The sequence below is a fragment of the Caulobacter sp. GW821-FHT09H08 genome (genome assembly GCF_059415885.1).
Genome location: NZ_JBWKOC010000007.1, coordinates 187,918 through 205,236, shown reverse-complemented (window position 1 = coordinate 205,236; position 17,319 = coordinate 187,918). Strand labels below are relative to the sequence as shown.

General features: G+C 67.1%; 16 protein-coding genes and 1 tRNA gene. 7 read left to right on the top strand and 10 right to left on the bottom strand.

The genetic code is table 11. The annotated features are described in order from the left end of the window. Positions 1–109 precede the first annotated feature (109 nt). Complete coding sequence (gene tkt / locus AC07NN_RS23410) at positions 110–2,068, top strand: transketolase (RefSeq protein WP_494646219.1); 1,959 nt, start codon at positions 110–112, stop codon at positions 2,066–2,068. A 112-nt stretch (positions 2,069–2,180) separates the two neighbouring features. Here the strand turns inward: tkt and AC07NN_RS23405 are convergent, their stop codons facing one another. Then, positions 2,181–3,368, bottom strand: a complete 1,188-nt coding sequence (locus AC07NN_RS23405; RefSeq protein WP_494646218.1) for a carbohydrate porin — start codon at positions 3,366–3,368, stop codon at positions 2,181–2,183. Between the two features lie 561 nt (positions 3,369–3,929). Between AC07NN_RS23405 and AC07NN_RS23400 the strand changes: the two genes are divergently transcribed. Further along, positions 3,930–5,117: a hypothetical protein gene (locus tag AC07NN_RS23400; RefSeq protein WP_494646217.1), complete on the top strand. Its 1,188-nt coding sequence runs from the start codon at positions 3,930–3,932 to the stop codon at positions 5,115–5,117. 86 nt (positions 5,118–5,203) lie between these two features. After that, the gene (locus AC07NN_RS23395) at positions 5,204–5,530 is read left to right on the top strand and encodes an ArsR/SmtB family transcription factor (protein WP_494646216.1); all 327 of its coding nucleotides are present in this window, start codon (positions 5,204–5,206) and stop codon (positions 5,528–5,530) included. Between the two features lie 388 nt (positions 5,531–5,918). Here AC07NN_RS23395 and AC07NN_RS23390 read toward each other — a convergent pair whose 3' ends face one another. From AC07NN_RS23390 to AC07NN_RS23380, 3 genes are all read right to left on the bottom strand, one after another. After that, the gene (locus AC07NN_RS23390) at positions 5,919–7,061 is read right to left on the bottom strand and encodes an AAA domain-containing protein (protein ID WP_494646215.1); all 1,143 of its coding nucleotides are present in this window, start codon (positions 7,059–7,061) and stop codon (positions 5,919–5,921) included. A 200-nt stretch (positions 7,062–7,261) separates the two neighbouring features. Beyond that, on the bottom strand, positions 7,262–7,978 hold the full coding sequence (locus AC07NN_RS23385; RefSeq protein ID WP_494646214.1) for a DUF6538 domain-containing protein: 717 nt from the start codon (positions 7,976–7,978) through the stop codon (positions 7,262–7,264). Between the two features lie 70 nt (positions 7,979–8,048). Continuing rightward, positions 8,049–8,124: transfer RNA gene (locus AC07NN_RS23380), tRNA-Ala, on the bottom strand. Between the two features lie 113 nt (positions 8,125–8,237). Here AC07NN_RS23380 and AC07NN_RS23375 point away from each other — a divergent pair. The 3 genes from AC07NN_RS23375 (at position 8,238) to AC07NN_RS23365 (ending at position 10,781) form a co-directional block, all read left to right on the top strand. Further along, entirely contained in the window at positions 8,238–8,552 is a 315-nt protein-coding gene (locus AC07NN_RS23375) for a YggT family protein (protein ID WP_494646213.1), read from the top strand. Next, the gene (locus AC07NN_RS23370) at positions 8,545–8,829 is read left to right on the top strand and encodes a DUF167 family protein (RefSeq protein WP_494646212.1); all 285 of its coding nucleotides are present in this window, start codon (positions 8,545–8,547) and stop codon (positions 8,827–8,829) included. Before AC07NN_RS23375 ends, AC07NN_RS23370 begins: the two co-directional genes overlap by 8 nt. Before the next feature lie 185 nt (positions 8,830–9,014). Next, positions 9,015–10,781: an ATP-binding protein gene (locus AC07NN_RS23365; RefSeq protein ID WP_494646211.1), complete on the top strand. Its 1,767-nt coding sequence runs from the start codon at positions 9,015–9,017 to the stop codon at positions 10,779–10,781. Here AC07NN_RS23365 and AC07NN_RS23360 read toward each other — a convergent pair. The 4 genes from AC07NN_RS23360 to AC07NN_RS23345 form a co-directional block, all read right to left on the bottom strand. Further along, positions 10,715–11,170 (bottom strand): very short patch repair endonuclease, encoded by a 456-nt coding sequence (locus AC07NN_RS23360; protein WP_494646210.1) that lies wholly within the window; start codon positions 11,168–11,170, stop codon positions 10,715–10,717. The genes AC07NN_RS23365 and AC07NN_RS23360 overlap by 67 nt on opposite strands. Continuing rightward, the gene (locus tag AC07NN_RS23355; protein WP_494646209.1) at positions 11,167–12,375 is read right to left on the bottom strand and encodes an FAD-dependent oxidoreductase; all 1,209 of its coding nucleotides are present in this window, start codon (positions 12,373–12,375) and stop codon (positions 11,167–11,169) included. The genes AC07NN_RS23360 and AC07NN_RS23355 overlap by 4 nt, the downstream gene beginning before the upstream one ends. 8 nt (positions 12,376–12,383) lie before the next feature. Beyond that, positions 12,384–13,370: a cysteine synthase A gene (gene cysK / locus AC07NN_RS23350; RefSeq protein ID WP_494646208.1), complete on the bottom strand. Its 987-nt coding sequence runs from the start codon at positions 13,368–13,370 to the stop codon at positions 12,384–12,386. Positions 13,371–13,441: 71 nt separating this feature from the next. After that, entirely contained in the window at positions 13,442–14,566 is a 1,125-nt protein-coding gene (locus tag AC07NN_RS23345; protein ID WP_494646207.1) for a DNA cytosine methyltransferase, read from the bottom strand. Positions 14,567–14,613: 47 nt separating this feature from the next. On the opposite strand from AC07NN_RS23345, the gene AC07NN_RS23340 reads away from it, so the two are divergent. Continuing rightward, a complete protein-coding gene (locus tag AC07NN_RS23340) occupies positions 14,614–15,051 on the top strand; it encodes a COG3650 family protein (protein WP_494646206.1) in 438 nt (145 codons plus the stop codon). Here the strand turns inward: AC07NN_RS23340 and AC07NN_RS23335 are convergent. Both AC07NN_RS23335 and rfbA read right to left on the bottom strand, forming a co-directional pair. Next, positions 15,048–16,325: a serine hydrolase domain-containing protein gene (locus AC07NN_RS23335; RefSeq protein ID WP_494646205.1), complete on the bottom strand. Its 1,278-nt coding sequence runs from the start codon at positions 16,323–16,325 to the stop codon at positions 15,048–15,050. The two genes, AC07NN_RS23340 and AC07NN_RS23335, sit on opposite strands and share 4 nt — an antisense overlap. Positions 16,326–16,394: 69 nt before the next feature. Next, a complete protein-coding gene (rfbA, locus tag AC07NN_RS23330) occupies positions 16,395–17,279 on the bottom strand; it encodes a glucose-1-phosphate thymidylyltransferase RfbA (RefSeq protein ID WP_494646204.1) in 885 nt (294 codons plus the stop codon). Positions 17,280–17,319 lie beyond the last annotated feature (40 nt).

The window sequence follows — 17,319 nt, the reverse complement described above, 5'->3', positions numbered from 1 at the left end:
CTGTGTTCGGGGGCCATTATAAGCCCGTGTCGCGGGTTGACCCTCAGGGGTTCCCATGCGACTGCGCCCCTCGCGCAGCCCCGCAAAACAAAGACAAGACGGAACTTCCATGCCCGTTTCGCCCATCAAGATGGCCGACGCGATCCGCGTCCTTTCCATGGACGCCGTGCACAAGGCCAAGTCCGGTCACCAAGGCATGCCGATGGGCATGGCCGACGTGGCGACCGTCCTGTGGGGCAAGTTCCTGAAGTTCGACGCGAGCAAGCCCGACTGGGCCGACCGCGACCGCTTCGTCCTGTCGGCCGGCCACGGCTCGATGCTGCTCTATTCCCTGCTTCACCTGACCGGCTTCAAGGCCGTGACGATGAAGGAGATCGAGAACTTCCGTCAGTGGGGTTCGCTGACCCCCGGCCACCCGGAAGTCCACCACACCCCCGGCGTCGAGACCACGACCGGCCCGCTGGGCCAGGGCCTGGCCACGGCCGTTGGCATGGCCATGGCCGAGGCTCACCTGGCCTCGCGCTTCGGCGCCGAGCTGGTCGACCACCGCACCTGGGTGATCGCCGGTGACGGCTGCCTGATGGAAGGCGTCAGCCATGAAGCCATCAGCATCGCCGGCCGCCTGAAGCTCTCGAAGCTGACGGTGCTGTTCGACGACAACAACACCACCATCGACGGCGTCGCCACCATCTCGGAGACCGGCGACCAGGTCGCTCGCTTCAAGGCCGCCGGCTGGGCCGTGAAGGTCGTCGACGGTCACGACCACGGCAAGATCGCCGCCGCCCTGCGCTGGGCGACCAAGCAGGACCGTCCGACCATGATCGCGTGCAAGACGCTGATCTCGAAGGGCGCGGGTCCGAAAGAAGGTGACCCCCACAGCCACGGCTACACGCTGTTCGACAACGAGATCGCCGCCTCGCGCGTCGCCATGGGCTGGGACGCCGCGCCGTTCACGGTGCCGGATGACATCGCCAAGGCCTGGAAGAGCTTCGGCCGTCGCGGCGCCAAGGTCCGCAAGGCCTGGGAGACCAAGGTCGCCGCCTCGGCCAAGGGCGCCGACTTCACCCGCGCCATGAAGGGCGAACTGCCGGCGGGCGCCTTCGAGGCGCTGGACGCCCACATCGCCAAGGCCGTGGAGACCAAGCCGGTCAACGCCACCCGCGTCCACTCGGGCTCGGCCCTGGACCAGCTGATCCCGGCCATCCCGGAAATGATCGGCGGCTCGGCCGACCTGACCGGCTCGAACAACACCCTGGTCAAGGGCATGGGCGCGTTCGACACGCCCGACTACGCCGGCCGCTACGTCCACTATGGCGTGCGCGAGTTCGGCATGGCCGCGGCCATGAACGGCATGTCGCTGCACGGCGGCGTGATCCCCTATTCGGGCACGTTCCTGGCCTTCGCCGACTACAGCCGCGCCGCGATCCGCCTGGGCGCGCTGATGGAAGCCCGCGTCATCCACGTGATGACCCACGACTCCATCGGTCTGGGCGAAGACGGTCCGACCCACCAGCCAGTCGAGCACGTGGCGTCCCTGCGCGCCATTCCGAACCTGCTGGTCTTCCGTCCGGCCGACGCGGTGGAAGCCGCCGAATGCTGGAAGATCGCCCTGCAACAGCAGCGCACGCCGTCGGTCATGACCCTGTCGCGCCAGAAGACCCCGCACGTCCGCACGGCGGCCGGCGATCTTTCGACCAAGGGCGCCTACGAGCTGCTGGCGGCCGAGGGCGGCGAGGCGGAAGTCACGATCTTCGCCTCGGGCACCGAGGTCGGCGTGGCCGTCGCCGCGCGCGACATCCTGCAGGCCAAGGGCAAGCCGACCCGCGTCGTCTCGACCCCCTGCTGGGAACTGTTCGACAAGCAGGACGCCGCCTACCAGGCCTCGGTCATCGGCAAGGCGCCGGTGCGCGTGGCGGTGGAAGCCGGCATCAAGATGGGCTGGGAGCGCTTCATCGGCGAGAACGGCAAGTTCGTCGGCATGAAGAGCTTCGGCGCCTCGGCCCCGTTCGAGCGTCTCTACAAGGAATTCGGCATCACCGCCGAAGCCGTCGCGGAAGCTGCCCAGTAACGGCTGTCATCCCGGACGCGCTTGCGCGAGCCGGGACCGCCGGAAGCTTTGAGTTTGTTGTGATCCCGGCTCGGCGCGCTATGCGCGGGGCCGGGATTGCCGTTTCTGCGGCCTAGAACTCCACCCCAAACCGGACGATCGCCACCAGCGCGTGGCCGATGCCTCGGTCCGCGCCGGGATGCTGCACGTACTGCACGTCGGGCTGGATCGTGACCGGGCCGATCTTGTCGGAATAGGTCACCTCGATCGCGCTCTCGGTGCTGATCAGGTGCTGGCCGAGATCCAGGGCGTTGTCGCGATATTTGCGCGACAGGAACGCCTGGTTCACCCCCACCGAGAAGCTGCTGTCGGGACGGCTTTCGAAGACGTGCTCGATCAGGACACCGGCCTGCCAGCCGCCCTTGAACGAGGTCGTGTCGCCGTCCGACGCGCCGATGCGGGCGAAGGCCGTCGTCTTGCGGACCGAGTCCTCGTCGCCGCTGATCCGGCGCTCCAGCAGCACATAGGCCCCCCGGGCGGTCTTGTGGACCGGAGCGCCCGTGGACGTCACGGCGCGAAGGTCGTCCTGCTTGTCGGAATAGGCCCACGTCCCGAAGGCGATCTTGCCGCGGCCTTCGATGCCGGCCTCGCCGATCACCAGCACGCCGTTGTCGAACGAGGTGTGCACGCCGCCGGGATCGCCCAGCACGCCGGCATTGGCGTTCAGCACGGCCACCTGGGCGTAGGTGCTCTCGACGGGCGTCCAGCGCGCGCGGACGGCCAGGGCCGTGGACGGGAAGATCGACGGACCGTTGGGGCCCGTGGCCGCCAGTTCCGAGCCGATGCCGAACGCGGGCGCCAGCAGCAGGCCGGCGCTTTCGTTGGCGTAGAATTCGCTGTTGAGGTCATAGAGGCCGACCTTGACTGAGCCCTTGTCGCCGAAGCCCTGCTCGACCCACGCCTCAAACAGGCGGGCGCGCTGGCGCGAGACCTCGATATTGTCGACGCCCTGCAGGGTGCCGGCGTCGTCGTTGGGCATGGCGCCGCTGTTGTTCAGCAGCTGGACGTGGGCGGTCGCGCCCTTCCAGCCGACGGCCTTGTCGAGGTCGAGGTCGCCGAAGACCTGAAGATTGTCCAGCACCCGGCCACGCTTGGCGAGCCCGCCGCTGACCGTGCCGGCGATGTCGGCCTTGTAGCCGCCGCTCAGGGTAAAGGCCGAGCCCTCCTCTGCCTTCGCGCTGACCGCCATGAGCGTCGCTGCGATGAAGAAGGAGCCAGCCGCGAGGCCATGGGCGATCCGGTTAGTCTTGGTCTGGCGCATTCTAGCCCCCGCTCACCCGACGTTCGATCGGGCGAAGACCAGCCTCCACGCGGCGAGGCGCCATCCGGTAAACCTTGACTGTGGCGAGTCGTCGCAGCCTGGTCGCGACTCCAGGCGATTCCGCCCCCTGCGGCGAGATGACGCTGGGCCGCGAAAAGGCATGAACGTGCGTGATCGACCGCTGGACGGTGGTCAGGCAGGAGTGTCTGGGAGGTCCTTGGTGGAGCCGAGGGGAGGCGAACCCATCGGAAAAATCCAAGGCCTATTCAGTCACTTCAGTCGTTCGAGAACGGCTGCTTTGCTCGAAACGTAGCAGTTAGCCGTAGCAGTTCAAGCTCGGGTTTGGGGCGGCTAGGGGCGCATCTTATTTCGACTTTGTAGATGGCCCGGCGCGCCGGCACCGCCGCGATGGCTGGGTTCAGTACAGGCTGTCGCTGGTTCGGTTCGAAAAACGATCCTGCAGGCCACTCAGCGTAGGGGCGAGATTGGTGCGCGGATCAACTTGCGGATCGATCGAAGAATGGTGAAGCTTTGACGTCAGCGAATAGTCGGCTCGAAACCATGGACGCTCTCAACTACCCGTACATTCGGATTCGCGATGTCGAATGGCTGAAGCGAACGCTCTTACTGTTTCCCCACGTCGCACGCATGACACCCTTCCACGATGCGCCCGATGATGCACCTGAGATCGAGGAGTTTTGCTGGGCCGCAAATGGGTCTGAGCCATTGCTAAGGCGCGCAGACATTTATGCTGAGAGGGTCATCCGCGCACAGCAACGGTTGTTGCTCGACCTTGAGGAAAGGATGGAAGAAGACGCCGAGGGAATGAGGCGCCGCTTTGGCCGCGTGGACTCGTTGCAGCGATTTCGTCCGCTCGACTCAAACCTCGACCTCTGGGAGATGCGAACGAATGGTGATGCAGCGTTCCAGCTGCACCAAGACAAGGTGAACTATAGACTGATCCGCTACCTCGAAAGTGTCGGCTTGGCTTGGCGGCCCGAGAAACCCCATGGTGCCGGCTATATCGAGATGAATCCCCGGTTGGGGAGCGCGATTATGACGACCTTGGCTATGGCCTGCGCGAGAAACGAAGGCCTGCAGATCGTAACAGAATTTCCCGAAGTACACGGGAGAGCCATTGGCGCGCGTTCGCAAAACGTCTTCGAGGACCTGATCGAGGTCGAAAAGGATACACAAGAACCACTCAATGGCCCCCGAGGGGCACGTCATCTCGCAGAGGTGATCGTCTATCAAAGATGCGACGTTAGCAGCCTGCGCGCGGCGGACATGGCCGCCCTTCGCGATGAGCGCGCCGTTTTCGCTCGCTTCCGCCAAGCCCTAGAAGCTGAGGCCAAGGCTTTCCCTGTCGCGACCGAGGACCCACGCCGACTTCAACAGATGCTCGACGATACGATCAACGACATCTTCTGCAGATGGCGCGCTGACCGCGCCAACTTTGGAACCCTAGCCAAAAGTGTCTTTGGGACCGGCGCGATCAGCGAGCCTGCAAGGTTTCTTGAGAAAATCATCGAGAAGACTGCGGAGGTCGGCGGCCCCACTGGAACCGGCACGCTCGTCGGTGGCCTGACCGCCCATACGCTGGTTGGGGCGAGCGGCGGCCTTCTTGTCGGCTTGGCCACCCACACCCTGTCCACGTGGGGGCGGTTGCGGAAGCGTGAGACCGAGAGTCCGTGGCGATACCTTACGACCCTCGAAGACGGTGGCGTAGGATTCAGGATGACTGCATGAGGTAGCCGCCGCTCCCCGCTCAACGACGATGCTGACGCGTGATGCCATCGATTGAATTCGATCCATATATCTACTAGCGTGGATATATGGATCGAAGTGAGACAATTGAGGCATTGGCAGCTCTGGGTCAGAGCACACGCCTCGATGCGTTCGAGCTGTTGCTTAGGAGCGGCGAGGACGGCCTTGCAGCGGGAGAAGTGGCCCACCGATTGGCTGTTCCTCAGAATACGATGTCGACGCACCTTGCGACTCTCGCTCGCGCGGGCCTAATCCGATCGGAAAGACGTAGTCGGAACATCATCTACCGAGCTGACGGAAGCCGCCTGTTGTCGCTCGCATCCTTCTTGCGAGACAGATGCGGCTTGAGGCCTGCAAACCTGACCGGGGCCAAGCAGGAGGTGGACCACTCATGACCGACGGTGGTTTCGCCAACACGCTACGTGAACCAGAGGCTGGCGCGCTTGAGCAGTGCTACAGCTTATCGTCGCCTGCGGCCTTCTCTTTAGGAAAGCCGAGACGTCAGGCGGCTTGCCGAACGATCGAGGCTGGCCGTCTGCCGGCTGGGGTCACGGCGGGCAGCGAGGGAAGTCGACCGCATCTGAGTGGCCCGTCTCCGCCGAGGCGCTTCATTTATCGGGATTCCTCAAGCGCGAGCCGCGCCCGCTTTCAGCGAAGGCGACTGCAGGCTTCCACAGTCGCCTGACCCGGAGCAGCCTGCGCTATGAAGAGGCCTTCGCACTGGATCTCGCACACCACATCGAGCGCATGAAGGCGGGATGAGCTGGTTAGGGCCATCGGTCCCTAGACGGTGAACACCTGTCCCTGATCGAGTAGCGTTTGCCAAATGGTGCGGTGGGCGTTGAAGCCCGACCAAGTGGCGTCCTTGGCACCGGCCGCGACGGTGTCGCAGCCGTGGACATAGTTGGCGATCACGTCAGTTACCGAGGCCCTAGCGACCACAACGCATGCCACTTGATGGCGCGAAAGCGACACGCACCATCGCCCAGCCTCCAGATCGAACGCGATCGGGGCTCCCGACCGCGAGAGCGGATGCCGCACGATCGAGACGGGAAGCTGGAGGCCTTGCCAGCGCTCCACAGTTTCGATCCGGATCGCGGTGCGATCGAGTTCGCGAAGACGCTCGCCGATCGCGCCTCCAGAAATGACGTGAGGATCGATGCACCCGATGTCCGCTTCAGTCAGGCGCCGGTGCCCCACCCACTCTCCTTGCCGGACCAGCAGGCGATCGGCGACGCCGGCCATGATCGCCGCAACCTCAGCATCAGCTTCCTCGTGCGCAGGTGCGGAGCCCGGGATGGTGATCGCCACGAGGCTCGCGCCGGCGGCGATCGCGTCCAATGCGGCATCGATGCCAGGTTCCATACCTGCGATGTTGAAACGAAGTCGACGGTCGGCGGCATCGACGACTGATTCAAAAGGAAGATCTGGATAGAATGCGGCCTGGACGAGGCCGGACGTCGAAGGCGGTAGGCGGCGTGTGACCGGCAGGGAATAGACCGGGGTATTTGAAAAACGATCTAGGACGTAGGCGGGGGCCGACCAGTGAATCTTGTGGGGGCTGGCCTCAAGGTTGCTAGTGTCAGCCGAATTCACCGGGTCGAGCTGACCCGGGTCACCAACCATCAGCACTCGTCGCGCCAGATCTGCCACCGGCATGAAGTCAGAGGCAGCCAACTGATAGGCCTCATCGACGATCATCAGGTCGAAGGCGTTGGGGCCGAGCTGGGCAAGATAGGATGCCAGCAGGTGGGCATTGGTGACTACGACCCCCGGGCCGATATTCAGCGTCGGCGACCAACCGCTGGACGCGGTAATGCGGCCCTGCAGTAGGGCTGGAAGTGTCCGGTGTTTAGCGTGGGCCAACTCTAGCCGTGGAAGACGGTAAGGGACCCATCGTTCCCGCTGCTCGGCGACGAATGGCACCGTGATCCCGCAGGCTCGCCCCTCGCTAAGACTTCTCTAGGCCCGAAAGGCTTTGGACTAGACCCCATCACCGTCGCGACCGATCTGGGCTTCCCTGGCCCGTCTGCGGGCCTCCCGGAGCGTGCGGGCGGCGGTCCGAGCCCTTCTGGCCGCCCACGCCAAAGCCAACCCTAATAGCGCGCCCGCCACCATCGCGGAGATCAGGACGATCGAGAGTCCGCAACACGCTTTGGCGCGAACCCCTCGGAACGCGCCAGATCTTCGATCGCCTCTTTCGCAATCTTCTGAAGAGACCCCAAAATCGGCTGCTCGGAACCGGCGCTCGCGACCGAAGCCGTCGCGACACCGGGCGCTTCGTACGACTCCAATAGCGACTGAGCTGGATCAGCGTCGAGCATCGGCCGCCAAAGTCGCTCACGTCGAAGCACCACAGCCCTGAGCAGATCAAGCTGGGCCTTCGAGGTCTGCGCCACTGCACTGTCGTAGTCAGCCCCTGACAGTGTCTCACCGACACCCTCCAGCAGCTTATCCAGCAGCGCTTGGGCCATTGATGGGTCGCCCAATAGCTTGGCCGCAGCCGCCGGAGCCAAAGCTTCTTGCTGGACTACGTCGTGGGCAGCGATCTCGTCGGCGCTCTTTCCACGTCGTGCTGTACGGTCGTCGTCCAGACGCGCATGGACCCAGCTGCCAATAAGCGATCGAACTTCATCGGGACTCATGGCCCGGTCCAGATCGCGCCACAGCGCTTCCGTCAAGCAAATGAGTTCTGCGCCGAAATGCCGCGCCCTATTCGGGTCACTTGTCCTCAGGGATTTCCAAAGCTCCTTTCGGGCAATTTTTACCTGAAGGTGCGCGGGAACACTGGCCCGGAAATAGAATATCCGACCGCGTCGGAAGACGTTGGAAAGCACGGCCATGACGGCTCCACGTAGCAGTGCGACGTAGCAGCGCTCGCGGGATGGACTTAAGTGCTTGAAATGAGGTCCTTGGTGGAGCCGAGGGGAATCGAACCCCTGACCTCCTCATTGCGAACGAGGCGCTCTACCATCTGAGCTACGGCCCCAAGGAGCGGCGGAGATACGGCCCCCGCGCGCGTACGTCAAGCGGGGTTCTCACCGCGCCTTGCAAGCAGACGCCAAGCGCGGCAAGAAACGTGGGCCTCTGGATGGAACCCTCATGGTCGCGATCATCAACTTCGTCTTCTTCATTGCCGACAACCTGCTGTGGCTGCTGTGGCTGGCGGTCATCATCTCGGCCGTGATGAGCTGGCTGTTCGCTTTCGAGGTGATCAATCGCCGCAATCAGGCGGTCTACCAGATCAGCAGCGTGCTCGACCGCATCAACGACCCGCTGCTGCGACCCTTCCGCCGCTTCATCCCGCCGCTGGGCGGCGTCGACATCAGCCCGATCGTGGCGCTGCTCGTCCTGCTCGGTGTCAAGAACATCCTGCTGCCGGCCCTGCACGTCGCCCTGATCCGTCTCGTTGCCTGAGGCCCTGGCTGTCCGGCTGACGCCGCGCGGCGGCCGTGACGCCGTCGACGGCTGGGCCCTGGACGCCGACGGACGCCCCTATCTGAAGGTGCGCGTGGCCAGCCCTCCGGTCGACGGCGCGGCCAACGCCGCGCTCACCGCCTTCCTGGCCAAGACCCTGAAATTGCCGCGCTCGGCCGTGCGCCTGACGGCCGGCGACACGGCGCGCGTGAAACGCCTGGAGCTCGATGGCGTGGCTCCGGAAGACCTGGATCGCGCCTTCGGACCACGCCCCTAGGGCCGCTCGAGGAAAAATCTTTCCCGAAAAGACCTCAAACGCCTGTTTGCACGCACGATGGCGCCTCGACGCCCGCCTTACGCAAGCCATTGACGAGACGGCGTTCTTTCATTTCCTCTTAGCGCTTCGCGGCTAGCCTGGCCGTGGGAGAGATCCTTCAGAGGTCTCCAGGGGGCAAGGCGCGGATGGGCGCGAATGCGATGGACAGGGACGTGGCTCGCGCCGTCGCCTCGCGACGCGCCAACACATATCTGCGCCTCGGCTCCACCTTGGCCATCGCCGTCATCCTGCATCTGTTCATCGGCATGCGCTGGGTCTGGATCTGGGCGGCCATCTACACCGCCGTCCAGCTGTTCGAGATCTGGCAGGCGGGCCGCATCGTCGCCGATCCGGAACGCATCGCGCCGCTCTCGCGACGCATCGCCACGACCGTCACCCCGTTCCTGACCTCGGCCATCTTCGGCTTCCTGTCGATCCCGCTGTTCGCCTCGCACGAGCGCTTCGCCCCCACCTTGGGTGGCATGCTGCTGGCCGGCGCACTGCTGAACGTCGTGGTGGTCAATGGCAGCCTGCGCGCCGCGACCCTGTCGGCCGCCGCGCCGCACGTCATCTACCTGCTGATCATCCCCATCGTCGCGCGCCAGGCCAATCCCGGTTCGCCCCTGGCCAACGCCCTCTGGTTCGGCGCCCTGCTGCTGATCGCCTCGGTCGCCGTCGCGGCCCGCACCCTGCGCGGCGCGCTGAAGGCCGAGGCCGACGCCAAGGAGGAGGCCGAGCGCCGCCGCCACGAAGCGGAGGAAGCCGTCGCCGCCAAGTCGGCCTTCGTGGCGATGATCAGCCACGAGCTTCGCACGCCCATCAGCGCCATCATGGCCGGCGCCGCCCGCCTGCATAACGAGGCGCCCGAGGCTAGCTCCAAGGTCCACGCCCAGCTGATCGCCGACGCCGGCGGGCTGATGCGGACCCTGCTCAACGACCTGCTGGACTTCTCGCGGCTCGAGGCCGGCCGGATGTCGGTCGAGAAGACGCCCTTCAACCTGCGCCAGACCCTGGCCGACACCCTGCGCCTGTGGCGGCCCGAAGCCGCGCGCAAGGGCTTGCGCCTGCGGGTCACCGGCGCGGCCAGCCTGCCCCGCTGGGCGATCGGCGACGCCATGCGGATCAAGCAGGTGCTGAACAACCTGCTCAGCAACGCCATCAAGTTCACCGCCCGCGGTGGCGTCACGGTCGACCTGCATGCCCGCCCGGACGGCGAGCAGCTGATCCTGACGATCGACGTCATCGACACCGGCAAGGGCATCCCGGAAGCCGCCCTGCCGCGCCTGTTCACCCCGTTCGACCAGCTGAACGCCGCCGTCGTGCGCCAGCATGGCGGCTCTGGCCTGGGCCTGGCCATCTCGCGCGAACTGGCCCGGCTGATGGGCGGCGACCTGGTCGCCAGCAGCGCGCCGGGCCACGGCGCCCACTTCACCCTGACCGCCACCCTGGAGCCGGCCGCCGCGCCGCGCGCCGAGGAAGAGGGTCCGTCGATCGTTGGCCTGCGGGTGCTGGTGGTCGACGACCACGTGGTCAACCGCCGCGCCATCGAGCTGGTGCTGCAGCCCTTCGGCGTCGACGCCACCCTGGCCGAGTCCGGCGAAGAGGCCCTGGAGCTCCTGGGCTCGGAGGTCTTCGACGCGGTGCTGATGGACGTCTACATGCCCGGCATGGACGGTCGCGAGACGACCCGCGTGCTGCGCGCCGGGACCAGCCCCAACCGCGACACGCCGGTGATCGCCGTCACCGCCTCGGCCACCCCCAAGGACTGGGAAGCCTGCGCCGCCGCCGGCATGAACGCCCACGTCGCCAAGCCGATCGACCCGGTCGAGCTGTTCACCGCCCTGGCTCAGGTGCTGGCGGAGGTTGCCGTCGAGGCGTCCGATGACGGCGAGGCCCGCTCCAGCAGGGCCTGAAGCCGCGCCGTCAGCGCCGCCTCGTCCTTGAAGTCGCACTCCCAGACCACCTCGACCCGCCAGCCGGCCGCCTCTAGGGCGGCAAGCGAGCGTTCATCGCGCGCGACGTTGCGGCCCACCTTGGCCAGCCAGTAGTCGCGATTGGCCTTGGGCACCCGCGAGCCCCGGGCGCAGTCGTGTCCGTGCCAGAAACAGCCGTGGACGAAGATGGCCAGCTTGCGGCCGGGCATCACCAGATCCGGATTGCCGGGCAGGTCCTTGCGGTGCAGGCGATAGCGCGCGCCCAAGCCGGTCAGGATGCGGCGCAGGGCCTTTTCCGGCGTCGTGTCCTTGCTCTTCACCCGCGCCATGACCGATGAGCGCTTGGCCTTGTCGTAGACGTCGGTCATGGCCGCGTCTCGGGCGGGAAGCGGCCCAGGCGCAGGGTTCCCGTCAACAGCAGCACGCCCAGTTGCTTCAGCCCCGGCCAGCGCGACATCGGCGTGAAGAACCAGTCCCGCACGAACGGCCAGAAGGCGCCGTGGGCCTGGAACAGCGGCGTGAGGGCCTTGGAGACCAGTTGATAGATGCCGGTATGCCGCCGCCGGTCGGCCTGCCAGCCCGCGACGGCCACGGCGACGGCGCGATGATCCCGGTCCAGGCGCGCGGCGAGTTCGACGGCGTCCATCAGGGCCAGGTTCGCGCCCTGACCCAGCTGCGGACTGGTGCCGTGGGCCGCGTCGCCGATCAGGACGCTGGCCTCGCGGTTCCAGCGTCCGACGGAGACGTCGCGATAGACCGCGCGCGAGAAACCTTCCCAGGCTTCCCGCCCCTCCAGCAAGGCGGCGGCCTCGGGCCAGAGCACGCCCAGCCGTTCGCGCCGCCAGGCCTCGAAGTCGCCGGCCAGGAAGGCGTCGAGGTCCTTCACCGGTACGGACCAGAACAGGCTGACCTGGTTGGTCTCGCCCTCGGCGCCCAGGCCGACAGGCAGGACGCCGGTCATGGTCTCGGCGCGGTGATAGACCTGCCGCAGGGCGCCGGCGAAGCGACCATCGTGGTCGGTGGCGTTGGTCCAGACCGCGCCCCAGGGATAGATCGGCGCCCGCGCACGGGGGCGAACCGCCGTCCGCAGGGTCGAGGCCGAGCCGTCGCCGACGATGGCCAGGTCGAAAGGCCCGAACACGCGGCCGTGCTGGTCGTGGAGGATGGGCCTCGCCGGGTTCTCGATGCGGACGATCCGGGCGTCGGTGATCACCTCGACCCCGGCCGGGGCCAGGGCGTCGTGCAGGGTGTCGAACAGCACCGCGCGGTGAATGCCGACGCCGTGGGCGTCCGGCCGCCAGTCGGCATAGTCCAGGTCCATGACTCGCCGGCCGCGCGTGTCCTTGCCCTCCAGCCGATCGACCCGAGCGCCAGCGGCGCGGATCGCGTCGTCCAGGTCGAGCGCTCTCAGCGCCGCCAGGCCGGTCGGCTGCAGTAGCAGCCCCGAGCCCAGCGGACGCGGCGCGGCGAAGGCCTCCAGCAGGGTGACCTCATGGCCTCGGCGCGCGAGCGCGACGGCGGCGGCCATGCCGCCGACTCCGCACCCGACGACGCCGATGCGCAAGCGCCCCATCTGGGGAGCTAGAGACCTTCGAACAGGGCCGTGGAGAGGTAGCGTTCGGCGAAGCTGGGGATGATCGCCACGATCAGCTTGCCCTTGTACTCGTCGCGCAGGGCCAGGTCGAAGGCGGCGGTCAGCGCCGCGCCTGAGCTGATGCCGACGGGCAGACCTTCGGTGGCCGCCGCGCGGCGGGCCATGGCGAAGGCGTCGTCATTATTGACCTGGACGATGTCGTCGATGATCCCACGATCCAGGATGCCCGGCACGAAGCCGGCGCCGATGCCCTGGATCTTGTGCGGGCCGGGCGCGCCGCCCGACAGCACCGCCGAGGCCTCGGGCTCGACGGCGACCATCTTCAGCGATGGCTTGCGGGCCTTCAGCACCTGGCCGACGCCGGTGATCGTGCCGCCGGTGCCGACGCCCGAGACCACGGCGTCGACGGCGCCGGCGGTGTCGTTCCAGATCTCCTCGGCGGTCGAGACGCGGTGCACCAGCGGGTTGGCGCCGTTCTCGAACTGCTGCGGCATCACCGCGCCGGGGATGGCCTCGATCAGTTCCTGCGCACGGCCGACGGCGCCGCGCATGCCCTTCTCGGCCGGAGTCAGCTCCAGCTTGGCGCCCAGCAGCAGCAGCATCTTGCGGCGCTCGATCGACATGCTTTCGGGCATGACCAGGATCAGCTTGTAGCCCTTGGCGGCGGCCACGAAGGCCAGGGCGATTCCGGTGTTGCCCGAGGTCGGCTCCACGATGGTCGCGCCCGGCTTCAGGATGCCCTGGGCCTCCAGCGACTCGATCATGGCGGCGCCGATGCGGTCCTTCACCGAGGCGATCGGGTTGAAGAACTCCAGCTTGGCGAGGACCTCGCCCTTGGGCTTCAGCTCGGCCGACAGGCGCGGCAGGCGGATCAGCGGCGTGTCGCCGATCGTGTCGATGATGGAGTCGTAAATCTTGCCGCGACCGGCCCGCTTGAAGCGAGCGGCGTCATAGAGGGAGGAAGCGTCGTCCATCGAAGCACCTGGAGCCTTGGATTGCGGGAAGCATGGTCACCCTAGCGCTGCAAAACCCAGCTGTCAGGGGGTCATTCGGCGGCCAGGCTTGCAGTTTTGCTATCGAGAAGCGGCTCCAGCAGGGTCTGGGCCAGCCAGCGCACGACCGGGACCGCCACACCGTCGCCGATCACCTGCAGGCCCGCCGTCTGCGAGCGCGGCAGCTGGTAGCTGTCGGGCAGGCCCATCAGCCGGGCGCCCTCGCGCGGGGTGACCAGGCGCGAGCGGACCTGGCCGTTCTCGATGACCAGCAGGGTCTGGCGCGAAGAGCCGCCGCGCGGGGTGCGCAGACAGCCGGCGACGCCGTCGAACCGCACCTCGGCCCGCTGGTCGCCGCCGCGCATCCGCCGAAACACCGCCCCGACAGACCGGCCGCCGGCCTTGATGCGCAGCTCGACCGCCTCGCGATGGCTGTCGGCCATCAGGGCCAGCAGGGCCTCGGTGCGTTCCGGCGGGTTCCAGGTCACCGCGTTGTCGGGTTCGAGCACCACGGCGAGGTCAGTGTTACGAGCCGGCGGCGAGGGCGCGCCCCACCAGATCCAGTTTTCCTTCAGATCGTCGGGCAGCCGAGCCGCCGCCTCGCGCACGGCGCGGGTGTGGAAGGCGCTCGGCCCCTCCAGCGCGCCGGTCGGCAGGCGGGTGGCGACCACGAAGACCCGTGGCCGCGACTGCGGCACGAAGGCGCTGGCGTCGATCTCCATCGCCCCGAAGCGATAACCCTCCTCCGACAGCGCGCCGCATAGAGCGGTGAAGTCGTCGCCGTGGTGCGAGGTCAGCAGGCCGACCACGTTCTCGATCACGATCACGGGCGGGGCGCGATCCTGGGCCGACAGGGCCTTCATCAGGGTCCAGAAGCCAAAGAAGGCCGAGGACTTGCCGCCCGCCAGCCCCGCGCGGGCGCCGGCCAGACTGAAGTCCTGGCAAGGGCTGGACGCCCAGGCCAAGTCGGCCGTCGGTAGGGCGGCGGCGTCCAGAGCGAAGACGTCGCCCTCATGGAAGTGCTCAGCGGCGTCCGGGAAATTGCCCCGGTAGGTGGCCGATTTCACCGCGTCGAAGTCGTTGGCGAAGCCGCAGGCCCAGCTTTCGCCCAGGCCGATGCGGGCCATGCCGCCGCCGGCGAAGAACTCCAGAAAGGTGGGCAGGGCGTTCCGATTCATCGCGGCTGAGTCTAGCCTCACCGGGCCAGGAGTTGATAGCCAAAGACATGCGTATCCCCAGCCTGATCGCCGCCACTCTCCTCCTGACCGCCTGCGGCCAGTCGCCGATGGGCTCGACGGAGCAGGCCCCGCCGCCCGCCGACGCGCCGGTGGCCGTGGGACCGGACTATTCCGGCGACTTCGACGCGGTCGGAACCGAACCGTTCTGGAACGTAAAGGTCCGCGCTGGCGGCATGACCTTGGCGAGACCCGATCATGCCGAGGTGACCACCGCGAATCCTGGTGCCCGCGCCGACGGCGACCAGGGCGTATTCGACGCTTCGACGGGCGAGCAGCGGCTGGTTCTGCGCCTCACGCCCGGCGACTGCTCCGACGGCATGTCCGACCGCCGCTACGGCTACACGGCCGAGGTCTGGATCGACGGCGAGACCCTGAAGGGCTGCGCGGCGCGACCTCAGGACCTCGCCGCCCAACCTAAGCCCTAGTCGCCCTTCGGTCCGAGGTAGTTCGGCCCGTACACGGCTTCGCGGAAGTCGTGGTGCAACGTGCCATCGAACGGAAAGGTCTGGACGAAGAACACGGCCGTCAGGTGATTGGCCGGATCGACCCAGAAGAGGGTCGTCTCTCGGCCGTCCCAGAAGAATTCCCCGACCGCGCCGCGGTTCTCGGTCGCGGTCTGGGGCTGGCTCTTGCGGACGGTGAAGTCGAGGCCGAAGCCCACCGTGCCCTTGCTGGGCAACCAACTGCGCTGGGTCACCCGGGCGTCCAGGTGGTCGGTAGCCATCAGCCGCACGGTCGAGGGCTTGAGGATCCGCACCCCGTCCAGCTCGCCCTCGTTCAGCAGCATGCGCGAGAAGCGAGCGTAGTCGTCGATCGGGGCGACGATCCCGGCCCCGCCCATCGTCAGGCGACGGCTCGGGTCGAAGTTCAGGCGGCGAGTCTCGACGTCGTCCTGGCGGACCAGCTTGCCGTCGGGGCCCTTGTTATAGGTCGCGGCCAGGCGGGCGAAGGCGGCCTCCGGCTGGGTCCAGCCGCTCTGGGTCATGCCCAGCGGGTCCAGAACATGGGCCTTCACATAGGCCTCGAACGTCTGGCCGGTGAGCTTCTCGACCAGCAGGGCCTGGACGTCGACGGCGGCGCTGTAGCTCCACCGCTCGCCCGGATCGAACAGCAGGGGCGCGGTGGCCAGGCGGCGGCCGAACTCGGTCAGGTCGTTCTTCGAATTCAGCGGATCGGCGGCCTGGAAGGCCGCGTCGGCCGGCGTGGCCATGCCCCCGTACGAGAAGCCCGCCGTGTGGCGCATGATGTCGCGGATCAGGATCGGCCGGGACGCCGGACGCGTCTGGCCCTGGGCGTCCATGACCTTCATGTCGGCGAAGGCGGGCAGGTAGCGCGATAGCGGATCGTCCAGGCCGAACTTGCCCTGCTCCCACAGCTGCATCAGCGCCACGCCGGTGACCGGCTTGGTCATCGAGAAGATCTGCACCAGCGTGTCGCGCTTCATCGGCTTGCCGCCTTCGCGGTCGGCCATGCCCGTGGCGCCGAAGTAGCGCTCCTTGCCGTCCTGCCAGACCAGGGCCGAGACGCCGACGGCGCGGCCGCTGTCGACCATGGCCTTCAGCGCCTTGTCGATCCTCGCCTTGTCGATCTTGACGGGCGCGGCGGCTTCAGCGGCCGGGGCCGGACGCGCCAGGGCGGGGGAGACGGGCGCGCACAGCGCCGCCGCCGCGACGGCGGCGAGGATGGTCTTCTTGGGCACGCGGCCTCCCAACGGTCTTCTTATGACAACGTTGGACTTTGGCTTGGAAACCGGCGGTTTGCCAAGCGACTAGAGGCGATCCCGCTCCTGGGAGGCGATCATCGCGAGATAGGCGCCGTACGGCGACTTGTTCAGCTCGTGGGCCAGGCCCAGCAGCTGCTCGGTCGAGATCCAGCCGTTCTGGTAGGCGACTTCCTCGACGCAGCCGATCTTCAGGCCCTGCCGATGTTCGAGCGTGCGCACGAATTCCGAGGCCTCCAGCAGGCTGTCGTGGGTGCCGGTGTCCAGCCAGGCAAAGCCTCGGCCCATGCGCTCGACCGACAGGTCCCCGGCTTCCAGGTAGATCCGGTTGATGTCGGTGATCTCCAGCTCGCCGCGCGCCGAGGGCTGCAGGTCGCGGGCGAAGTCGACCACGCGCTTGTCGTACATGTAGAGGCCCGTCACCGCCCAGTTCGAGCGCGGCTTCTGCGGCTTCTCCTCGATCGAGACGGCCTTGCCGGCCCCGTCGAACTCGACGACGCCGTAGCGCTGCGGATCGTTGACGAAATAGGCGAAGACACTGGCCCCGGTCTTGGAGCGCTCCTTGGCGGCGCTCAAAAGCCGGCCCAGGCCCGCGCCGTAGAACAGGTTGTCGCCCAGGACGAGGATGCTGGGCTCATTGCCGACGAAGTCCGCGCCGATGCGGTAAGCCTCGGCCAGGCCGTTCGGATTGGCCTGCTCGGCATAGACGATGTTGATCCCCCACTTCGACCCGTCGCCCAGCAGTCCCTGGAACAGGGGCAGGTCGCGCGGGGTGGAGATGATCATCACGTCGCGCACGCCGGCCATCATCAGAACCGACAGCGGATAGTAGATCATGGGTTTGTCGAAGACCGGCAGCAGTTGCTTGCTGATCGCCATGGTCACGGGATGGAGGCGCGTACCCGATCCGCCCGCGAGGATGATGCCCTTCATTACGTCTTCTTCTTCAGTCCTGACGGCCGGAATCTAGAGC